The sequence below is a fragment of the Burkholderiales bacterium genome (genome assembly GCA_036262035.1).
GTDB lineage: Bacteria > Pseudomonadota > Gammaproteobacteria > Burkholderiales > SG8-41 > JAQGMV01.
Map to the genome: position 1 here is coordinate 1 of DATAJS010000009.1, position 18,981 is coordinate 18,981.

20 protein-coding genes are annotated in these 18,981 nt (G+C 66.6%); 16 read left to right on the top strand and 4 right to left on the bottom strand.

The annotated features are described in order from the left end of the window. Positions 1 to 140: 140 nt before the first annotated feature. The 8 genes from VHP37_05950 (at position 141) to VHP37_05985 (ending at position 8,081) form a co-directional block, all read left to right on the top strand. Positions 141 to 1,328 carry an amino acid ABC transporter substrate-binding protein gene (locus tag VHP37_05950; protein HEX2825868.1) on the top strand — a complete coding sequence of 396 codons (1,188 nt, stop codon included), beginning with the start codon at positions 141 to 143 and terminating at the stop codon, positions 1,326 to 1,328. Between the two features lies 1 nt (position 1,329). Further along, positions 1,330 to 2,193 (top strand): branched-chain amino acid ABC transporter permease, encoded by an 864-nt coding sequence (locus VHP37_05955; protein HEX2825869.1) that lies wholly within the window; start codon positions 1,330 to 1,332, stop codon positions 2,191 to 2,193. After that, positions 2,190 to 3,140: a branched-chain amino acid ABC transporter permease gene (locus tag VHP37_05960; protein HEX2825870.1), complete on the top strand. Its 951-nt coding sequence runs from the start codon at positions 2,190 to 2,192 to the stop codon at positions 3,138 to 3,140. Before VHP37_05955 ends, VHP37_05960 begins: the two co-directional genes overlap by 4 nt. Continuing rightward, positions 3,141 to 3,875, top strand: a complete 735-nt coding sequence (locus VHP37_05965) for an ABC transporter ATP-binding protein (GenBank protein ID HEX2825871.1) — start codon at positions 3,141 to 3,143, stop codon at positions 3,873 to 3,875. It begins immediately after the preceding gene. Further along, on the top strand, positions 3,872 to 4,651 hold the full coding sequence (locus tag VHP37_05970; protein HEX2825872.1) for an ABC transporter ATP-binding protein: 780 nt from the start codon (positions 3,872 to 3,874) through the stop codon (positions 4,649 to 4,651). Before VHP37_05965 ends, VHP37_05970 begins: the two co-directional genes overlap by 4 nt. 123 nt (positions 4,652 to 4,774) lie before the next feature. Next, a complete protein-coding gene (locus VHP37_05975) occupies positions 4,775 to 5,188 on the top strand; it encodes a DUF488 family protein (protein HEX2825873.1) in 414 nt (137 codons plus the stop codon). A gap of 232 nt (positions 5,189 to 5,420) precedes the next feature. Beyond that, entirely contained in the window at positions 5,421 to 7,574 is a 2,154-nt protein-coding gene (locus VHP37_05980; GenBank protein HEX2825874.1) for a carboxy terminal-processing peptidase, read from the top strand. A gap of 111 nt (positions 7,575 to 7,685) precedes the next feature. Then, complete coding sequence (locus VHP37_05985; GenBank protein ID HEX2825875.1) at positions 7,686 to 8,081, top strand: cupin domain-containing protein; 396 nt, start codon at positions 7,686 to 7,688, stop codon at positions 8,079 to 8,081. A 21-nt stretch (positions 8,082 to 8,102) separates the two neighbouring features. Here VHP37_05985 and VHP37_05990 read toward each other — a convergent pair whose 3' ends face one another. Next, complete coding sequence (locus tag VHP37_05990; GenBank protein ID HEX2825876.1) at positions 8,103 to 8,807, bottom strand: winged helix-turn-helix domain-containing protein; 705 nt, start codon at positions 8,805 to 8,807, stop codon at positions 8,103 to 8,105. A 716-nt stretch (positions 8,808 to 9,523) separates the two neighbouring features. Between VHP37_05990 and VHP37_05995 the strand changes: the two genes are divergently transcribed. Next, the gene (locus tag VHP37_05995; protein HEX2825877.1) at positions 9,524 to 10,351 is read left to right on the top strand and encodes a peptidoglycan-binding domain-containing protein; all 828 of its coding nucleotides are present in this window, start codon (positions 9,524 to 9,526) and stop codon (positions 10,349 to 10,351) included. A 50-nt stretch (positions 10,352 to 10,401) separates the two neighbouring features. Here the strand turns inward: VHP37_05995 and VHP37_06000 are convergent, their stop codons facing one another. Beyond that, positions 10,402 to 11,373 carry a tripartite tricarboxylate transporter substrate binding protein gene (locus VHP37_06000; GenBank protein ID HEX2825878.1) on the bottom strand — a complete coding sequence of 324 codons (972 nt, stop codon included), beginning with the start codon at positions 11,371 to 11,373 and terminating at the stop codon, positions 10,402 to 10,404. A 112-nt stretch (positions 11,374 to 11,485) separates the two neighbouring features. On the opposite strand from VHP37_06000, the gene VHP37_06005 reads away from it, so the two are divergent. From VHP37_06005 to VHP37_06015, 3 genes are read left to right on the top strand one after another with little or no spacing between them, the layout of a single operon-like run. Next, the gene (locus VHP37_06005; GenBank protein ID HEX2825879.1) at positions 11,486 to 11,776 is read left to right on the top strand and encodes a hypothetical protein; all 291 of its coding nucleotides are present in this window, start codon (positions 11,486 to 11,488) and stop codon (positions 11,774 to 11,776) included. 33 nt (positions 11,777 to 11,809) lie between these two features. Then, the gene (locus tag VHP37_06010) at positions 11,810 to 13,105 is read left to right on the top strand and encodes a hypothetical protein (GenBank protein ID HEX2825880.1); all 1,296 of its coding nucleotides are present in this window, start codon (positions 11,810 to 11,812) and stop codon (positions 13,103 to 13,105) included. Between the two features lie 28 nt (positions 13,106 to 13,133). Beyond that, complete coding sequence (locus VHP37_06015; GenBank protein HEX2825881.1) at positions 13,134 to 13,550, top strand: prepilin-type N-terminal cleavage/methylation domain-containing protein; 417 nt, start codon at positions 13,134 to 13,136, stop codon at positions 13,548 to 13,550. Between the two features lie 20 nt (positions 13,551 to 13,570). Here the strand turns inward: VHP37_06015 and VHP37_06020 are convergent, their stop codons facing one another. Both VHP37_06020 and VHP37_06025 read right to left on the bottom strand, forming a co-directional pair. Continuing rightward, the gene (locus VHP37_06020) at positions 13,571 to 14,101 is read right to left on the bottom strand and encodes a cysteine dioxygenase (protein HEX2825882.1); all 531 of its coding nucleotides are present in this window, start codon (positions 14,099 to 14,101) and stop codon (positions 13,571 to 13,573) included. 41 nt (positions 14,102 to 14,142) lie between these two features. Then, on the bottom strand, positions 14,143 to 14,499 hold the full coding sequence (locus VHP37_06025; protein HEX2825883.1) for a carboxymuconolactone decarboxylase family protein: 357 nt from the start codon (positions 14,497 to 14,499) through the stop codon (positions 14,143 to 14,145). Positions 14,500 to 14,685: 186 nt separating this feature from the next. On the opposite strand from VHP37_06025, the gene VHP37_06030 reads away from it, so the two are divergent. Genes VHP37_06030 through VHP37_06045 form a run of 4 tightly spaced genes read left to right on the top strand, consistent with a single transcriptional unit; the run spans position 14,686 to position 18,978 of the window. Continuing rightward, a complete protein-coding gene (locus tag VHP37_06030) occupies positions 14,686 to 15,444 on the top strand; it encodes an IclR family transcriptional regulator (protein ID HEX2825884.1) in 759 nt (252 codons plus the stop codon). 14 nt (positions 15,445 to 15,458) lie between these two features. Further along, on the top strand, positions 15,459 to 16,616 hold the full coding sequence (locus tag VHP37_06035; protein ID HEX2825885.1) for a CoA transferase: 1,158 nt from the start codon (positions 15,459 to 15,461) through the stop codon (positions 16,614 to 16,616). Positions 16,617 to 16,642: 26 nt separating this feature from the next. Continuing rightward, positions 16,643 to 18,007, top strand: coding sequence for an adenylosuccinate lyase (purB, locus tag VHP37_06040; GenBank protein ID HEX2825886.1), 1,365 nt, complete (start codon positions 16,643 to 16,645; stop codon positions 18,005 to 18,007). Between the two features lie 2 nt (positions 18,008 to 18,009). Further along, entirely contained in the window at positions 18,010 to 18,978 is a 969-nt protein-coding gene (locus VHP37_06045) for a tripartite tricarboxylate transporter substrate binding protein (protein ID HEX2825887.1), read from the top strand. The last annotated feature ends 3 nt before the right edge of the window (positions 18,979 to 18,981 follow it).

Sequence of the window (18,981 nt, forward strand, 5' to 3'; positions counted from 1 at the left end):
TTTTTTATCTTGGCGCCCCCCCCCCCCCCCCCGGAACGCCCTGAAGCCTGCTGTCATCAAACGGGGGTCACAACTGCAACGGCTTCGGGGTCGCTGCATGCGAATCTTCGGGGCCGGCAGCGCCAGCAAAGGAGCTCTTCATGTATGCATTCCTGTTTTTCATTGCATTCTCGTTCCTGCCCGCGCCGGCGTGGGCACAGCAGGTCACCCTTGGAGCCTCGGTTCAACTGACCGGACCGGTCGCCAACACCGGCCGGTATTACAAGGACGCTTACGAGTTCGCCGCGGAGAAAATCAACGCCGCGGGCGGCATCGCGATCGGCTCGACGCGCCACAGGATCGCGCTGAAGATTCTCGACAACCAGTCGGACGTCAATCTGAGCGTGCGTCAGTACGTGCAGCTGCTGTCGCAGGACAAGGTGAATTTCCTGTTGGGACCCTTCGCCAGCAATTTCGTGCTGGCGGATTCGTCCATTGCCGAGAAGACGCGGGTGCCGATGGTGCAGGGGGGAGGCGCATCCGACCAGATCTACAGCCGCGGCTATACCCATGTTTTCGGGACGCTGCCGGCTGCGAGTAATTACTTCGGCAGCACGATCGACGCAATGACCCGGCTCGATCCCAGGCCTCGGACGGTGGCATTGCTCTATGCCGACGACGCGTTCGACGTGTCGGTGGCGAAAGGCACGCGCGAGTTGCTCAAGAGGGCGGGTCTGAAGACCGTGATCGACGAGCGCTACAGCACCAATGCGTCGGACTTCTCCGTGCTGCTGTCGCGCATCAAGAGCGGGAAGGTGGACGCCGTTCTCGTCGCGGGCCATGAAACCGAGGTGCTGAACTTCATCCGCCAGGCGAAAAGCCTGGGCGTGAGCCCGATGCTGCAGTCCTTCACCGTGGGCGTTCCCAGCGCGGACTTCCGCCAGGCGCTGGGCAGGGATGCGAACGGCGCGAGCGGGATGACCGCGTGGCTGCCGTCGCCGGCGCTGAAGGACCAATGGTTCGGCGATGCCGAAAAGTTCGCCCGCGAATGGAAGGCCAGATACGGCTACGAGCCCGACTACCATGCCGCAGCCGGGGTCGCCGCGGTCGAAGCCTTCGTGAACGCCATCCAGTCCGCGGGCAGCGTCGACCCGCAGAAGGTGCGCGATGCCCTGGCGAAGGTCAGCTTCGACAGTCTGTATGGTCACGTGTCCTTCAATGACCAGGGCCAGATCAGCCTGCCGCAGATCATGATTCAGATCCAGGACGGAAAGGTCGTTCCGATCTATGCGGGCAAGGAGTTCCTGAACAAGCTCCAGTACCCGCTGGCGCCGTGGGACAAGCGCTGAGATGGCGTTGTTCGTCCAGGTCCTGGTGAGCGGCATCCTCCTGGGCGGCCTCTACGCCCTCATGGCGCTCGGACTTGCGCTCGTCTGGGGCGTGCTCAACATCGTCAATCTGTCGCATGGGGCGCTCATCATGCTGGGCGCCTATGTGACTTACTTTCTGGTCACCGGTGCGCATTTCGACCCGTTCGCCGCATTGCCGATCGCCGCGGCAGTATTGTTCGCGATCGGCTATGCCATCCAGCGCGGCATTCTGAATCTGGTGATCCGCGGGCCGATGTTCAACACGCTGCTGATCACCTTCGGCATCGAGGTCGTTCTGATGTATCTCGCGCAGCTCTGGTTCTCGGCGGATTACCGCACCATCAACCCGGGCTACGCCGGCGCGAGCTATGCCGTCGGCGGCATCACGATTCCGTTCGTTCAGCTCATCGCGTTTGCGATCGCGATCGGCCTCACCGCGGCGATGTGGCTCTTCCTGCTTCACAGCCGCACCGGGCGAGGCATACGCGCTGCGGCGCAAAACCTCGTGGCGGCACGGCTCTATGGCGTCAGCCCCAAGCGCATTTACGCGCTGACGTTCGGTCTGGGCGCGGCGCTGGCCGGCGTGGCAGGCGGGCTCTACGGAACCGTGTCGCAAATCAATCCCTATATCGGCGGCGCGCTCACCGCCAAGTCCTTCGTGATAGCGATCATCGGCGGCCTCGACAATCCGCTGTGGGTCATCGTCGGCGGTCTCTTTCTGGGCGTCATCGAATCGCTCACTGCGCTTTTCATCGGACCCACTTACCGGGACGTCGCGAGCTTCGGCATCCTGGTGCTCATCCTCATCGTGCGACCGAGCGGGCTTCTGGGGCGAACGGCATGAAAAAAATCGTGCGGGGTGTCGTGCTCTGCGTCATCGTCGCGCTGCTTGCCGCGCTGCCCTGGATGGGCAACACCGTGCTGGTGCAGTTCGGGATCAACCTGCTGCTGCTGGCGACGCTGGCGCAGGGATGGAACATCATCGGCGGCTATACCGGCTATCCGTCGTTCGGGAACTCGGTTTTCTACGGGCTCGGCGCTTATGGCGTAGCGATCGCCATGGTGCAATACCACTTGCCGTTCTGGGCGGGAATGCTGATCGGTCTGGGCCTCGGCGTCGCCTTCGCCGGGCTGCTGGGGTTGGCCGTGCTGCGCCTCAAGGGCCACTATTTTGCGATTTGCACCCTGGGGCTCGCTCTGGTCATGACGGCGATCGTTTCGAATCTCGAGATCGCCGGCAGCAATATCGGACTGGTTCTACCGCTACACACAGGCGAAGCCCTGTTCTACGAGCTGGCGTTGGGACTTCTCGTGCTCACCACGCTGACGATCTTCTGGCTGTCGCGCAGCCGCTTCGGCGTCGGCCTGATCGCCATTCGTGAGAACGAGGAAGGCGCCGCGGTTCTGGGCGTCAATACCACGCTCTACAAAATCCTGGCTTTCATGCTCTCGGCGGCGTTCACGGCGCTCGCAGGCGGTATCTATGCCTACTACATCACGTTCATCGACCCGGCAGGCGTGTTCGATGTCGTTCTCAACGTCAAGATGATCATCATGGCGGTGTTCGGCGGCCCGGGCAGCGTCCTCGGCCCGGTGATCGGCGCGTTTGTGCTGTCGGCCACCTCCGAAGTTCTGGCGACCAAGGTCACGAGCATCGCCAGCATGTTCTTCGGTGTCGTCATCGTCGTCGCCGTGGTGTTCATGCCGCGCGGCATCATCGACCTGGTGAAAAACCTCAGGCAGGCCGGCTGGCGGTACTTCATCGGCAACGTCAGGGCTCACCGCCTGTAAATGGACAACATCCTCGAAGTGAGCCGGCTCACCAAGCGCTTTCACGGCGTGGTGGCGGTCGACGATGTGAGCTTCCATCTCGAGCAGGGCGAGATTCTCGGTCTGATCGGCCCGAACGGAGCAGGGAAGACGACGCTCGTGAGCATGGTGAACGGCACGCTCGAGCCGACGCGAGGCGATCTCGTTTTCGAAGGACGGTCCATGCGCGGGGTGCCGGCATACCGGCGCGCACATCTGGGCATCGGCCGCACCTTCCAGGTCATGAAGCCGTTCCCCGGAATGAGCGTGCTCGAGAACGTGTCGGTGGGCGCGCTGTTCGGCGCCGGCGGCGGCGAGCGCAGCATGGGGCGCGCGCGCGAGCTCGCGGGCGAGTGCCTGGAATTCGTCGGTCTGGGCAGGCGCATCGCGCAGCGCGCCGATGCGCTGGGCGGCCCCGACCGAAAGCGCCTGGAGCTCGCGAGGGCGCTCGCCATGAAGCCCAGACTTTTGCTCCTGGACGAGGTCATGGCCGGCCTCAATCACGTCGAGATCCAGGAGGTCATCGACGTCATCAAGAAAGTGCGCGACCGGGGCATCAGCATCCTGGTGATCGAGCATGTGATGAAGGCGATCAAGAGCCTCTCCGACCGCGTTTTCGTGCTGCACCATGGCGAGAAAATCGTGGAAGGCGCAACCGAGGCGGTGCTCAGCGATCCGCGCGTGGTCGAAGCATACCTGGGGCGAAGACGGCAATGAGCGCCGTGCTGCTGCAGGTCACGCGGCTCAACGCCGGTTATGGGGAAATGCCGGTGTTGCGGGATGTGAGCATCGAAATCCGCGCCGCCGAAATCGTGGCGCTCGTCGGCAGCAACGGTGCCGGCAAAACGACCTTGCTGCGTGCGCTTTCGAAGCTCATCCCGTCGCGGGGCGACATCATCTTCGAGGGTCGCTCGCTCGCCCGGGCCACCGCCGACGGCGTTTTCGGGATGGGCCTGGTGCAGGTCCCGGAGGGACGTCAGCTCTTCGAGCAGATGAGCATCGACGAAAATCTGCTAATGGGCGCGTATAAGCGCGCCGACAAGAACGGGATCAGGCAGGACCTGGATCGCGTCTACCGCATTTTCCCGGCTCTCGCCGGGCGCAGGCGTCAGCTTGCAGGCAGCCTGTCGGGCGGCGAGCAGCAGATGTGCGCAATGGCGCGCGCCCTCATGGCAAGGCCGCGGCTGATGATGGTGGACGAGATGAGCCTGGGACTCGCGCCCGTGATCGTCGATCTGCTGCTGGAGACCATGACGCAGATTCGCAGCGAAGGCGTGACCGTGCTGCTGGTCGAGCAGGACGTGCACGCTGCACTGTCCGTCGCGGATCGGGGTTACGTGCTGGAGACCGGCGCGATCGTTCGGGAAGGCAGCGCGAACGACCTGACGAACGATCCCGAAGTGCAGCGGGCGTATCTCGGAGAGAGCGCTGCGGATACGACGCACGTCGAGGGCACGGCAGCGAAACGAGAGTCGACGCATCGTCGTGCTTGAGGCATCGAGTCGACCTCCTCGATCTCGTGGCCACGGGCACGCAATCCTCGAAGGCGGTTGCCGCGAGAAACGGCACTGCTTGATCGGCTAACATTCACGGGGACAGAGGAACAGGCTGCCGCAATGGTTCGAATCAAACGGGTGTACGAGCCTCACGCCAGCATCGACGGCGCGCGCTATCTGGTCGAGCGGCTGTGGCCGCGAGGCGTCAGCAAGGCATCGCTCGCCATGAATGCATGGATGAAGGACGCGGCGCCGAGCACCGCGCTGCGCCAGTGGTTCGACCACGATGTCGAGCGCTGGGCCGAATTCAGGCGACGCTACCGTGCGGAGCTCAACACTCGTCCGGAAGCCTGGGAGCCGATACTTGCGCAGGCGCGCCGCGGGCGCGTGACCCTGCTCTTCAGCGCGCACGATCTGAAGCACAACAACGCTGTCGTATTGCGGGATTTCCTGAACGCGAGGCTGAAGAGCCGACGCCCTGGCTCGAAGCAGGGCGGACGTAACGGGGAAACGTGCCCGGAAAAGCGCGCGTAAGCCGCTGCGCCCAAAAGCGTTTTCGCGCGCGATCCCGCCCCCTGCGGTCCGTCACCGCGTGCGCATCGGGTAAGCTGCGTGCCGGCCGGTCGTCCGGGAACCGTCCACGCCGCGTATTGTCTGTTCTGCCGGAGCGCGAAAATACGAGACGGCCGCGCCTGCCGCGGCAGGTCCGGCCCGGATGACGGCAAGTCGCACCTACGACCCCTCTTTACCCTGACGTGGAGCCTGCATGCGCAAGACCCTGCTGTGGATCGTCCTTGTACTGTCGACGGCGGCGCAAGGCGCTGCGTTCGGCGCGGGAAAGCTCGCGCCGGCGGCGCCGGAGCAGCAGGCGGCGCACCTCGCGGCCGAGATCCTCACGCGTTACCACTACAAGCCGAGCCCCCTCGACGAAAACCTGTCCTCGAAGATATTCGACGGGTATCTGAAAGCGCTGGATTCCGAGAAAGTCTTCTTCGTTCAAGCCGACGTGGACCGGCTTTCGGCGTATCGCACGCGTCTGGGCGATGCCATCCTCAAGGAGGACCTGACCGCGCCGTTCGCGATTTTCAACCTGTATGAAAATCGGGCGGCCGAGCGTTTCGCGCATGCCCGCGCGCTGGTCAAACAGGGCTTCGACTTCAGCAAGGCCGAGAGCTACGAGGCGTCGCGGGAAAAGGCCGCCTGGCCTGCGAACGAAGCGGAGATGAACGAGCTGTGGCGCAAGCGGGTCAAGAGCGACTGGCTGCGGCTCAGGCTCTCCGGCGAGAGCGACGAGAGCATCATCCGCATTCTCGACCGGCGCTACGACAATTTCCAGAAGCGCATCGCGCAGGTGAAGAGCGCGGACGCCTTCCAGACTTTCATGAACGCCTACACCATGGCGATCGAGCCCCACACCAACTACATGGGACCGCGGGCGGCGGAGGACTTCGACATCTCGATGAGCCTCTCGCTCGTCGGCATCGGCGCCGTGCTCGCGGACCAGGAGGGCTACGCGACGATCCGCGAGCTGGTGCCGGGCGGGCCCGCCGCTCTCTCCGGGGAGCTGAAGAAGGGTGATCGCATCGTCGGTGTCGCGCAGGGCCGCGGCACCACCGCGACGGACGTCCAGGGCTGGCGGCTCGACGACACGGTCGCGCTGATCCGCGGCGCGGTCGACACGGTCGTCGTGCTCGACGTCATACCCGCGGAGGCAGGTCTGGACGGCAAGCACAAGACGGTCACGATCGTCCGTAAGAAGGTCGGCCTGGAACAGCAGGCCGCCAAGGGAACCATCCGGACCGTCGAGGCCGGCAAGGGCGCCCGCCGGATCGGCGTGATCACCCTGCCGTCGTTCTACGAGGATTTCGCGGGCCGACAGAAAGGCCTCGCGGACTACAAGAGCGCCAGTCGCGACGTGGCGCGCCTGCTGAAGGGGTTCAAGCAGGACGGCGTCGACGGCGTGCTGATCGACTTGCGCGATAACGGCGGCGGCTCGCTGAACGAGGCGATCAACCTCACCGGCCTGTTCATCGACACCGGTCCCGTGGTGCAACAGCGCGACGCGGCGGGTGCGATCTCGGTCGGAAGGGACACCATCGCGGGCGTTGCGTGGGATGGCCCGCTCGCCGTGCTGATCAACCGGGCTTCGGCCTCGGCGTCGGAGATCTTCGCCGCGGCGATCCAGGACTACGGCCGCGGCGTGATCATCGGCGAACCGAGCTTCGGCAAAGGCACCGTGCAGACGATGGTCGACCTCGACCGGGTCGCCAAGAACGGCAAGCCGCAGTACGGCGAGCTCAAGATGACGATCGCACAGTTCTTCCGCATCGACGGCGGCACCACGCAACTGCACGGCGTCACGCCGGATATCGCCTTGCCGTCGGCTTCGGATTCGAAGCGGTTCGGCGAGTCGAGCTACGACAATGCGCTCCCGTGGTCGCGCATCAGGCCCGCCGAATATTCGCGGGTCGGGGACATCAAACCGATCGTGCCGGTTCTTCGCGCCATGCACGACGCGCGCGTCAGGAACGACACCGGTTTCCGCTACCTCGTGGAAGACATCGCGGAAGCGAGCGCGCGGCGCGCCAGGAACGTGATCTCGCTGAACGAGGCCGAGCGTCGCAAGGAACGCGACGCGGAGCGGGCGCGCATCGCCTCCCGGGAGGGGCGGACGAAGGCCGGGACGGAAGGCGCCGCAGGTGACGTGGCCGGCACGGGCCTCGGCGCCTGGGACGACGGCCGGCAGGTCAGCGAGCGCAGTCTCGCCGACGAGCTCGCGATCGAGAAAGTGCAAAAGGACAAGAAGGATGTCCTGCTGAGCGAAGCCGTGCGCATCCTCAACGACCAGGTGACCGTGCGCAGCGACGGCGCGGCGGTCGCGGCGCGAGCCAGGCCCCGTGCGGGCGCGTTGGCCGAATAGCCGGCGGAAACAAGGCCGATACGCCGGTTCGATTCCGACTCCCGCCTCCGGTCATCTGGCCCGATAATCGTGCAGGCCGTGCTTCGCGGCCGATCATCGGAGGAGGTCGTCATGCCGTTCTACAAGCTCGACGAGCTGGAGAGAAAGTCGTCTTCCACGAACAGGAAGATCGAGGCGGGCACGGTCCCGGGCGAGTTCATGAAGTTCGGCGTCGTCACCAAGCCCGAAGGCGAGGGGCCGCCGCTGCACGAGCACCCGAACGAAGAGCAGTTCAGCCTGGTCATCTCGGGGCAGATGCACTTCGTGCTCGGGGACGAGGACCGCGTCGTCGGACCCGGGACGCTCGTCCATATCCCGCGCAACACGCGCCATCGCTCGCGGCCGGTGAACGGGCCGGCGACGTTCATCACGATCAAGAGCCCGTGCGGCAACGGCAACCTCGACCAGGACTACAAGCGGCGGCCCGAGGCCGCAGAGATCGAGGCGCTGTACCCGGGAAAGAAGTGATCGACGCCGTCGGGGCGCCGCTTACACGCCGGCCCCGATGACGTCGCGATAGATCCGCATCCCCTTCGGTGTGATCGCCACGGCGCGCGTGCCTTGCACGCGGCGTATCCATCCGGCTTCGAAGCTGTGCGCGCAGAGCGCGGCGCCGAACGATCCGGCGAGGTGCGGTCGCCGCTCGCTCCAGTCGAGGCACGGCCGGCACAGAACGCGGCGCCTGGCGCCGCTCGCCCGAAGCAGCGCGGGAACGTCCATGCCGAGCCGCTTCAGCAGCGAGACGCCGCTGTCGGTCATGACCCCTGCGTCGTCGGTGAGGTCCATGTAGCCCTGGCCCGCGAGCGCGTCGGCAAGCGCGACGCCGAGCCGGCCCGCGAGATGGTCGTAGCAGGTGCGCGCACTGCGCAACGCGGCATCGCGAGGCCCGACGACGGGCGCCGTGCGCGCAGTCTCGAGCTGCGCCGCGGTGCGCATGATGCTCTCCATCATCTGCGCGACCGCCGGCGACGCGAGGCGGTGATAGCGATGGCGGCCCTGCTTCTCGACGCGGACGAGGCCGGCCGCCGTCATGCGCGCGAGGTGCTCGCTCGCGGTCTGCGGCGTGATGCGCGCGACCGAGGCGAGCTCGGTGGCGGTCAAGGCACGCCCGTCCATCAGCGCATGCAGCATGCCGGCGCGCGCCGGGTGACCGGCGATCGAAGCCACTTCGGCGAATCGGGCGTCAGTCGACATCTCGTGATCTCCTCGCGATAGAGCGCATCAGCTTACGCCGGTCGCCGCGGCGATGTTTCGGCCGCCGACGAAGCGACGTGAGCCCACAGGCTCGCGTGGCGAGCCAGGCCGGTGCGCACCATCGCGTGCATGCAGATACTTTCATGCCGACATTGCCGCCGCTACACCTATCAACCCTGCTTCGTCGCGGGCGTCTTCCGGATGAGCCCGCATTGCGCGAAGTGGCACGCGTGCTTTCCCGACGCGTCGGGGTGTCCGAATTTCGAGCGGGAGCCGGGGAGCGATGACGAGCTCGCCGGCGCCTTCGGCGGTCAGCCGGCGCCCGCAGGCTCCGGCAGGGCGTGAAACGCCGGTGGGCGCAGCCGCCGGCGGCATGCGACACTTCGCCGCATGGACGACCACCAACGGGCGCAGGCCGTCGCGCTGCTTCAACGCGCGCGCGATCTATGTATCAGTCAGAGGTGGGCGGCCGCACGCGGGAACACGGCCGACGCGGCGGCCTTGCAGCGACTGCTCGATCACCTCGATGCGGCGATCCGGGAGCTCGACGAGCTCGGGTTCGCCGTCCCGATCCCGTCGAGGAAGCCTTGAAATAAGACCGGGCAGGCCGCCGGATCCTGTCAGGCCCGACGCGTTTCCTCGACTGAAATAAAGACATTCGAACTCGCCCCGACGCGCGTCCGTCATACCTCTGTCTTTTGCTCACAGGAGGCAACATGTCGGCACGCTTATTCAGTATCGGCGCACTCGCCGTCGCGCTCGCGGCGAGCACCGCCGCCGCGTATGCGCAGCAGAGCCGGAGCGATCACGCGTACACGCAGCTCGACTCCGCGCACCAGGCATCGATGGCCAATCTCGAACGCGCGGCGCAGCGCCTGCGAGAATCGATCCAGGCGATGGCGCAGCACGCACCCGGGCAGGACCGCACGCAGGCGATGGCGGATGCCAATCACGCGCTCGCCGATGCGCAGGCCGCGATGGCGGTGCTCGGCCCGCCGGCGGCGCGTCCGTTTCCCGCGCGACATCCGACCGGCGCCGCGCCCGTTTCCGACCGCGAGGCGATGCACAAGCTGAGACAGGCGTCGGATCGCCTGTACGATGCGGTCCACGCCATGTCGCGCGCGCCCGCGGGGGAGCGGCGCAATGCCGCTATCGATGAAGTCAATCAGGCGCTCATCGCCACGCAGGGCGCGATCTCGTGGACGGCCGACCAGCGGCTCGCGTCGGCATCGACGCAGGCGCCGCGCAACGTGTCATCCATGCCCACGGTCGCGCTGCACCCCGGCAATCCGGTCGAAGATCTGCAGGTGAGGCTCAAGCTCGCCGGCTTCTACGACGGGTCGGTCGACGGGCGCATGAGCGCGCACACGAGCCGGTCGCTGCGCGCCTTTCAACAAGCGCACGGCTTGAGCGCGACCGGCCGTCTCGACGCCCGCACGATCGCCGCGGTCGGCATGATTTCCGGCCCGATTCCGGCGGGCGGCACGATGCCGGTGGGCGGCACGCTGTCGAGCGCGGGCGGCAGCGTCGGCAATATGCGCTAGCCGCATTCGCATCGGGCGGGCGTGAGTCCGCCCGACGCTCTGCCGCGCGTCTAATCCGCTTTCGCGCCGGCTTCCTTGACCAGCGGTCCCCACCGCGCGAATTCTTCGGCGATGAGCTTTGCGGCGTGTTGCGGCGTCGTGCCGACCGCTTCGACGCCTTCGGAACGCAGCCGCGAGCGCACGTCGGGCGATTGCAGCGAGGCGTTCACTTCGGTGTTGAGCTTGGCCACGATCGCGGAGGACGTTTTCGCCGGGGCGAGCACCACGTACCACGAATCGACCACGTAGCCCGGCACCGTCTCGGCGACCGCGGGAAGCTCGGGCAGCAGGCTGAAGCGCTTGGCGCCTGTGGTCGCGAGCGCGCGCAGCCGGCCGCTCTTCACGTGCGGCATCGCGGGCGGGATGCTCGAGAAGCGCAGCTGCACGTGTCCGGCGACGAGATCGGCGGTGGCCGGTCCCGAGCCTTTGTAAGCGACGTGCACCATGTTCACGCCGGTGAGCTTGCACAGGAGCAGCGCCGAGAGATGCGTCGACGAGCCGACGCCGGAGGACGAATAGTTGAGCGCGCCCGGCTTGGCCCTGGCGAGCGCGACCAGCTCAGCGACCGAAGTCGCGGCGAGCTTCGGATGCACCAGCAGCACGAACGGCGACGAGGTGATCTGCGAGATCGGCGCGAAATCCTTCCGCGGATCGAAACGGATCTGCGGCATGGTGTGCGGCGCGATCGCGAGACCGCCGCTGGTGTGCGCGAGCAGCGTATAGCCGTCGGGCGTGGAGTGCGCGGCGATCTCGCTGCCGATCGCGCCCGTCGCGCCGGGCCGGTTGTCGATGACGACGGGCTGTCCCAGACGCTCGGCGAGCACCGGCTGGATGGCGCGCATCACGAGATCGGTTCCGCCGCCCGCAGGATAGGGAACGATCACGCGCACCGGTTTCACCGGGTAAGGCGCGCCCTGCGCGCAGACGACGACGGGCGCGGCGCACGCGCCGATCGCCGACAGCACCCTCACCAAACTTTTCATCCGCTTCCTCCTCGTGAGCCTGTTGCACAAACAGCCCGTTCGTACCACATTCGGGCTTTGGTCGATATTGTGTACCACTCGGAAGATACCCGACACCATGGAGGATGAACCGATGTCCGGTCGAATCGCCGTCTACGATCCGGTCGCGCCTTGTCTCACGCAGCCGCGACAGCTCCGAAAAGCGCTGGGTGCGGTTGCGGGCAAGACGATCGGATTCATCGACAACTCGAAGCCGAACTTCAACCATCTCGTCGAAGACGTCTCGCAGTTCCTGCTGGAGAAGCACGGTGTCGCGAGTGTGGTGAAACGCCGCAAGCGCTCGGCGTCGGAAGGCGCGCCCGAGGCGATGATGAAGGAGCTCGTCGAGCAGGTCGACGCGGTCGTCACCGGCTCGGGCGACTGAGGCTCCTGCACGTCGTGGAGTGTCCACGACAGTGTGGAAGTCGCCAAGCGCGGCAAGGCCGCGCTGACGGTGTGCTCGAGCAGCTTCATCGGGCTCGGCCGCGCGCAGCAGAAAGCGCTCGGCGCGCCCGACCTGCCCATCGCCATCGTTCCGCATCCGTTCGGCACGCGCTCGCGCGAAGAGCTGCGCCGCATCGCCGCGCAGTGCGCCGACGACATCGCGAAGCTGCTCTCCGAGCAGCCGACGGCGGACGCGGCAGCGGCTGACGCCCCGCCCGGGCCTGCGCCGCGCGCCCGCCTCGTCGACGTACCCGCGGCGCTCGACGAGCTGAACCGCTTCTTCATCGAGCGGCGCTGGGGCGACGGCCTCATCATCGCGCCGCCGACCGAAGAAGCGGTGCAGCGCATGCTGCGCCACACGCGGCGCGCGCCGGACGAGATCGTCGCCACCATCGCGCCCGGCATGGGCGCGGCGACGGTCGAGTACATCGCGATACAGGGCGTGATGGCGGGCTGCTATCCCGAGTACCTGCCGGTGCTGATCGCCGCGGCCGAAGCGGTTGCGACGAGCCGGTTCCATCTCCAGGCGATCCAGGCGACGACCAATCCGTCGACCGCCATGCTCATCGTGAACGGTCCGCTGGCGCGCCGGCTGGGTGTGAACAGCGGCTCGGGCTGCTTCGGGCCCGGCACGTGGGCGAACGCGACGCTGGGCCGCGCGCTGCGGCTCATCCTCATGAACATCGGACACGCGCTGCCCGGCGACATGGACCGCGCGACGCAGGGCCAGCCGGCGAAGTACACGTTCTGCTGTGCGGAGAACGAGGAGGCGAACCCATGGGAGCCGCTGCACGTCGAGCGCGGCTTCGCGGCCGATGCGAGCACGGTCACCGTCGTCGGCGCGCTGGGCACGTGGAACATGAACATGACCGCCAGGGACGCCGAGGACGTGATCGCCATGATCGGCGACACCATGCAGTACCCGGCGAGCAGCGATTACATCTACGGCGGTGCGCCGTTCGTCGTGCTCGCGCCGCAGCACGCGAACCTCTTCCACCGTGCCGGCTGGAGCAAGGCCGAAGTGAAGCGGCGGTTGTGGGAAGCGTCGAAGATGCGCGCGGGGCGATCGCGCGGCAGCGAGTTCGAGCGCCTCGCCACCGCACGCAGCGCCGAGCTGGGAGCGATCGGGCCCGACTCGATCGTGCCGATCTCGAAGGAGCCGGAAGACCTGTCGATCGTCGTCGCGGGAGGACCGGGGTCGCACTCGGTGTTCATCCCGGTCTCCGCGCACACGCGCTCGGTGACCCGCGAGATCGTGACGTTCGAGTAGAGTAGCGGCGCGCCCAAGAGGACACTGCATGCAGATTCAACGAGGCTTTACGCTGATCGAGCTGATGATCGTGGTCGCGATCATCGGCATACTCGCCGCCGTCGCGCTGCCCGCGTACCAGGATTACACCATCCGCGCGAAGGTGTCGGAGCTCGCGGCGGCCACGAGCGGCTTCAAGAACAAGGTGTCCGATACCGCGCAGACCAACGGCACGCTCACGAACTCGGGCGCGGGCCTGACGGTCGGCACGGTCGGGAAGATCAGCGGGGGGAGCGTGACCGACGACGGCATCATCACGCTATCGGGCAGCGCGACGACGGTCGGCACCTCGGTGACGCTCGTCCTCACGCCGTCGATCAGCACCGGGGGCACCTTGATCTGGAGCTGCACCGCAGCTTCGGGAATTCACAAGTACGTGCCCGCGGAATGCCGCAAGACATCCTAGGGCGCCGGAAGAGTGCGCGGTCAGTGCCAGATGTTCGGTAAGAGCGGCGACGAAAAGCCCGAGACGAAGTCCTTCACCGCGCCGGTGTCGGCATCGTAGACGTGCCGCCTGACCGCGCCGATGTTCGCGCCGTAGACGTGGATGCTGATCGACACGCGATCGTCGTACGCGTTCTGGACCTGGTGAATGTCGCCGATGGTCGGCGACACCATCTCGATGTCGCCGGGCTCGAGCCGCGAGGTCGCGAGCCTGCGCAGCGGCGCGCCCGCGCCTTCGCACGCATAGCTCGTTCCGGTCTCCGCGCCGCGCAGCATCCCGATCAATCCCCAGACCGTGTGATCGTGCACCGGCGTCTTCTGCCCCGGACCCCAGACGAAGCTCACGACCGAGAAGCGCTGCTGCGGGTCGCAGTGAAGCAGGTACTGCTGATAGTAGGTGGGGTGGGGGACGCAGAACGACTCCGGCAGCCAGTCGTCCCGTTCGATCAGCTCGGCGAGGCGCGGCCGGATGCGCGCGAGAAGCGCGCTTTCCGCGGTCTCCTCGCCGACGATCGCGGTGACCGCCTCGACGAAGGTGCGAAGCTTCGTGAGGCTCACGCCGAGCGGCCTTCGGTCCCGAACTGCTCGAACGCTTCGAGCGCGCGCGCCGAATAGACGTACGCCGCGCCGGCGTTCAGGGCGATCGCCGTGCCGAGCGCTTCGGCAACTTCGGCTTGTGTCGCGCCGGCTTCGCGCGCCGCGGCCGCATGGGAGCTGATGCAGCCGTCACAGCGCGTCGTGACCGCGACCGCGAGGGCGATCAGCTCGCGCGTCTTGGCGTCGAGCGCATTATTGGCGCCCAGCGCGCCGTTCAGTTGCCGGTAGGCGCTGACCACCTTGGGGTTGGCGTCGGCGAATTTGCCCGCGGTCGCACGCAGGTTCGAGAGGGTTTCTTTCCAGTTGATCCACATAGCAAAGCTCCACCTGAAGAAGGACGGCGTTCCGATATAAGGAACAACGTTCCAAATAAGTTTAGAACGTCTCTTCAGGGCGGGTCAACCGCCGTGCTCCAGTGCAGCGGGCGCCGAGCATTTGACGCCACCGGCAGTGCAGCCTAAACTCCGCATCGAGCAGAACTGCGTTCCCGTATCTGGAACATGAACAACACCTTTGTCAACGGCCTTGCGGTCCTCGAGACCCTCGCGCTGGCCGAGCGTCCACGCGGGGTCACCGAGCTCGCCGACGAGCTGGGGCTCGCCAAGAGCCAGGTGCATCGGCTGCTGCAGACGCTGATCGAGCGCGGCTACGTTCGGCAGGATCCGGATACCGGGCGCTATTCATGCACGCTCAAGATGTGGGAATATGGGGGGCTCGTGGCCGACCGCATCGACGTACGGCATATCGCGGGCCCGCATTTGCAGAAGCTCGCCGAGAGCACCTCGGAAACCGTACACATGTCGGTGCTCGACGGCTTCGAAGCGCTGTACATCGAGAAGATCGACAGTCCCCAGCCCGTTCGAGCCTATTCGCGCATCGGCGGGCGCGCGCCTGCGTATGCGGTCGCGACCGGCAAAGCCCAGCTCGCTTACTCGCCGACGAAGCTCGTCGAGAGCATCAAGCTCGAGCGCCATACGCCGCGCACCATCGCCACCCTCGACGACCTGCGCAGGGAGCTCGAGCGCATCCGCGAGCAGGGTTACGCGGTGAACCGCGGCGAGTGGAACGCGAGCGTGTGCGGCCTCGCCGTGCCGATCTTCGGGTCCAATCGCCGGCTGGTCGCCGCGATCGGTATCTCCGGGCCGCTCGAGCGGCTCTCGCCCGGCGTGCTGCGCGATTTCGCGCCCGTCGTCGTCGACATCGGCCGTGCGGTCTCGCGCGAGCTCGGTTTCCACGGCCAGCCGGCGCCCGTCGAATGAAAAAGGAACGCCGCATGGCGCCGTTGGAAGGCATCAGGGTCATCGAATTTTGTAACGTCGCGGCAGGTCCCTATTGCGGGATGCTGCTCGCGGACATGGGCGCCGACGTGATCAAGGTCGAGCACCCGCAGGGCGGCGACACGCTCCGGCAGTGGCCGCCGATGACCGGCGGCTTCAGCGAGAACTTCGCGTCGGTCAACCGCAACAAGCGCTCGGTGACCCTCGATCTGAAGGATCCGGCGGACGTGGCGAAAGCGCGCGAGCTCGTGCTGTCCGCCGACGTGGTGCTCGAGAACAACCGGCCGGGCGTGATGCGGCGCCTCGGCCTCGACTACGAGTCGTTCCGCACAGACAAGCCCGCGCTCGTGTACTGCTCGATCTCGGCGTACGGACAGGAAGGCCCGCGCGCCGGCGAAGGCGGCTTCGATCTCACGATGCAGGCGATGAGCGGCATCATGAGCGTCACCGGCGAGCCCGGCGCGGCGCCCGTCAAATGCGGCGTTCCGCTGTCCGATTTCGCGACGGGCCTGTACGGCGCTTTCGCGGTCGCGTCGCTGCTGCGGCGCGTGAGCGAAGGCGGGGAGGGCGGTCACATCGACGCGTCGATGCTCGGCTGCTCGCTCGGCATCGCCGCGCTCCAGACCAGCGAGTACTTCGGCAACGATCGCGATCCCGTCAAGCTCGGCTCGGCCCACCCGCGCGCTGCGCCGTATCAGGCGTTTCGCGCGAAGGACGGCTACTTCGCGATGGCCGCCGGCAACGACAAGCTGTGGCGCTCGGTGTGCGCGGTGGTCGCGCGAGAGGACCTCGTCGCCGACGAGCGCTTTGCGACCAACGCGCTGCGTGCCGGGAACCAGGCCGTGCTCAAGGACATCTTAGAGGGGGAGTTCGCGCGCTACACGTGGCGCGATCTCCTCGCGCGGTTCGCCGAAGCGGGCGTCCCGTGCACGCCGATCAACACCTATTCGCAGGCTCTCGCCGATCCCCAGGTGCAGCACATGGGATGGGTGCAGGACATCCTGCTTCCGGGCGGGGCGCGCACGCGCACGTTCGCCTCTCCGCTCCGCATTTCGGGTGTAGGGCTTCCCGTCACCCGCAACCCGCCCGCGCTCGGCGAGCACAACGAGGATGTGTTCTCGCAGCTCGAGCGCGAACGCCGCCGCACGGCGTGATTTCAACTCAGCACTGGGATAAGACTATGGCATCCGGCGTTTTCGACGACGCATTGATCAAGCAGCTGTGGAGCACGGACGAAGTCCGCGCGATCTTCAACGACAGGAACCGCATCCAGAAGTGGTACGACTACGAAGCCGCGCTCGCGCTGTCGCAGGCCGAGCTCGGCATCATCCCGAAGGAAGCGGGCGAAGAGATCGCGCGCAACTGCAAGCTCGACAAGGTCGACGTCGAAGCGATCGCGGAGGGGATCCGCCGCATCAAGCACCCGCTCGTGCCCGCCCTGAAGGCGGTCGAGGACCTCTGCCAGGGCGGCGCCGGCGAGTTCATCCACTTCGGCCCGACGACGCAGGACATCCTCGATACCTCGACGATGCTCCAGATCCGCGATGCGCACGAGATCTTCCTGCGCGACATCAAGGCCGTCGGGCGCGCGCTCGCCAAGCTCGCCGAAACGCACCGCGACACGCCGATGGTCGGGCGCTCGCACGGCGTGCAGGCGCTGCCGATCACCTTCGGCCACAAGGCCGCGATCTGGCTGTCCGAGATGGGGCGCAACTACGAGCGCCTCAAGGCGCTGGAATCGCGCACGTTCGTCGGCGGCATGGTGGGCGCGGTGGGCACGCAGGCTTCGTTCGGTCCGAAAGCACGCGAGCTCGAGCAGCGCCTGATGAAGCGCCTGGGGCTGGGGGTGGCCGACATCAACTGGCAGCCGGCGCGCGACCGCTTCGCCGAATACGTCTCCGTCCTCGGCATCGTCTCGGGCACGCTCGGCAAGATCGCGAACGAGATCGTGACGCTGGAGCACACCGAGGTCTCCGAGCTCTACGAGCCGTTCAGCAAGGGCAAGGTCGGCTCGTCGACCATGCCGCACAAGCGCAATCCCTCCACCTGCGAGGCGGTGGTCGGCGCGAGCCGCGCGCTGCGCTACAACGTCGCTTTCATGCTCGAGTGCATGGTGATCGAGCACGAGCGCGACGGCTCGTCGTGGCGCGGCGAGTGGAAAGCGCTGCCCGAGTCGTGCCTCATCATGGGCGGCATGCTGTCGATGATGAAATACGTGCTCGAAGGCCTCGACGTCGACGTCGAGCAGATGCGCAAAAACCTCGACATCCTCGGCGGCTTCCTGCTCTCCGAGCGCGTGATGTTCAAGCTCTCGGACAAGCTCGGCAAGCAGACCGCGCACGAGCTGGTGTACGAAGCGTCGATGCACGGCATCGAGAACGGCGTGTCGTTCGAGAAGTCGCTGATGGAGAACAAGCAGGTGCGCGAGGCGCTCACCGCGGACGAGCTCAAAGCGGTGCTCGATCCCACGACCTACACCGGCTTCGCGCCCGAGATCGTCGACCGCGTGCTCGGCGAGCAGCGCGCCAACGGATGGATGAACTGATCATGCGCAAGACTCTCATTGCATTCGCCGCGCTGGCGCTCGCCGCCGGCGCAGCCGTCGCCCAGGATACGAAGGGCTATCCCTCCAAGCCGATCCGGATGATCGTCGGTTACGCCCCCGGCGGCGGCGTCGACATCATGGCGCGCCTCATCGGTCCGCGCATCACCGAGGCGCTCGGCCAGCAGGTGATCGTCGAGAACCGCCCGGGCGCGGGGCAGAACATCGGCGCCGAGATCGCCTCGCGCGCGGCCCCCGACGGTTACACCCTGTTCCTCGCCTCCTCGGCCCTCGGCATCAACGTGAGCCTGTATCCCAAGCTTAGCTACGATCCGATCAAGAGCTTCGTGCCGATCGCGGTGTTCGCGCAGAGCCCCAACCTGCTGCTCGTGCATCCGTCGATGCCGGTCGGCACCGCCAAGGAGTTCATCGCGTTCGCCAGGAAGAACCCGGGCAAGCTCAACTTCTCCTCGTCGGGCAGCGGCAGCACCCAGCACCTCTCGGGCGAGCTCCTCAAGCTCTCGACCGGCGTGCGCATGACGCACATCCCGTACAAGGGCAGCGCGCCTTCGCTGACCGCGCTCGTCAGCGGCGAGGTCGATTTCGCGTTCAACAACATCCCGTCGGCTCAGCCTTTCCTCCAGCAGAACCGGTTGAAGGCGCTGGCGATCACCAGCCGCAAGCGATCGAAGCTGCTGCCGAACGTGCCGACGCTCATCGAATCCGGCCTCAAGGATTTCGAGGTGGCCGCGTGGTACGGCGTGCTCGCGCCCGCCGGCACGCCGAACGAGCTCGTCACCAGGCTCAACGGCGTGATCAACGCGGCGGTGCAGTCCAGGGACTTCAACGACCGCCTCGCCAAGCTCGGCGCCGACACCATCCACGAATCGCCCCAGTTCTTCGCCGACTTCCTCAAGGAAGAGATCGAGCGCTGGCACAAGGTCATCAAGGCCGCGGGCGCCAAACCGGAGTAAGGC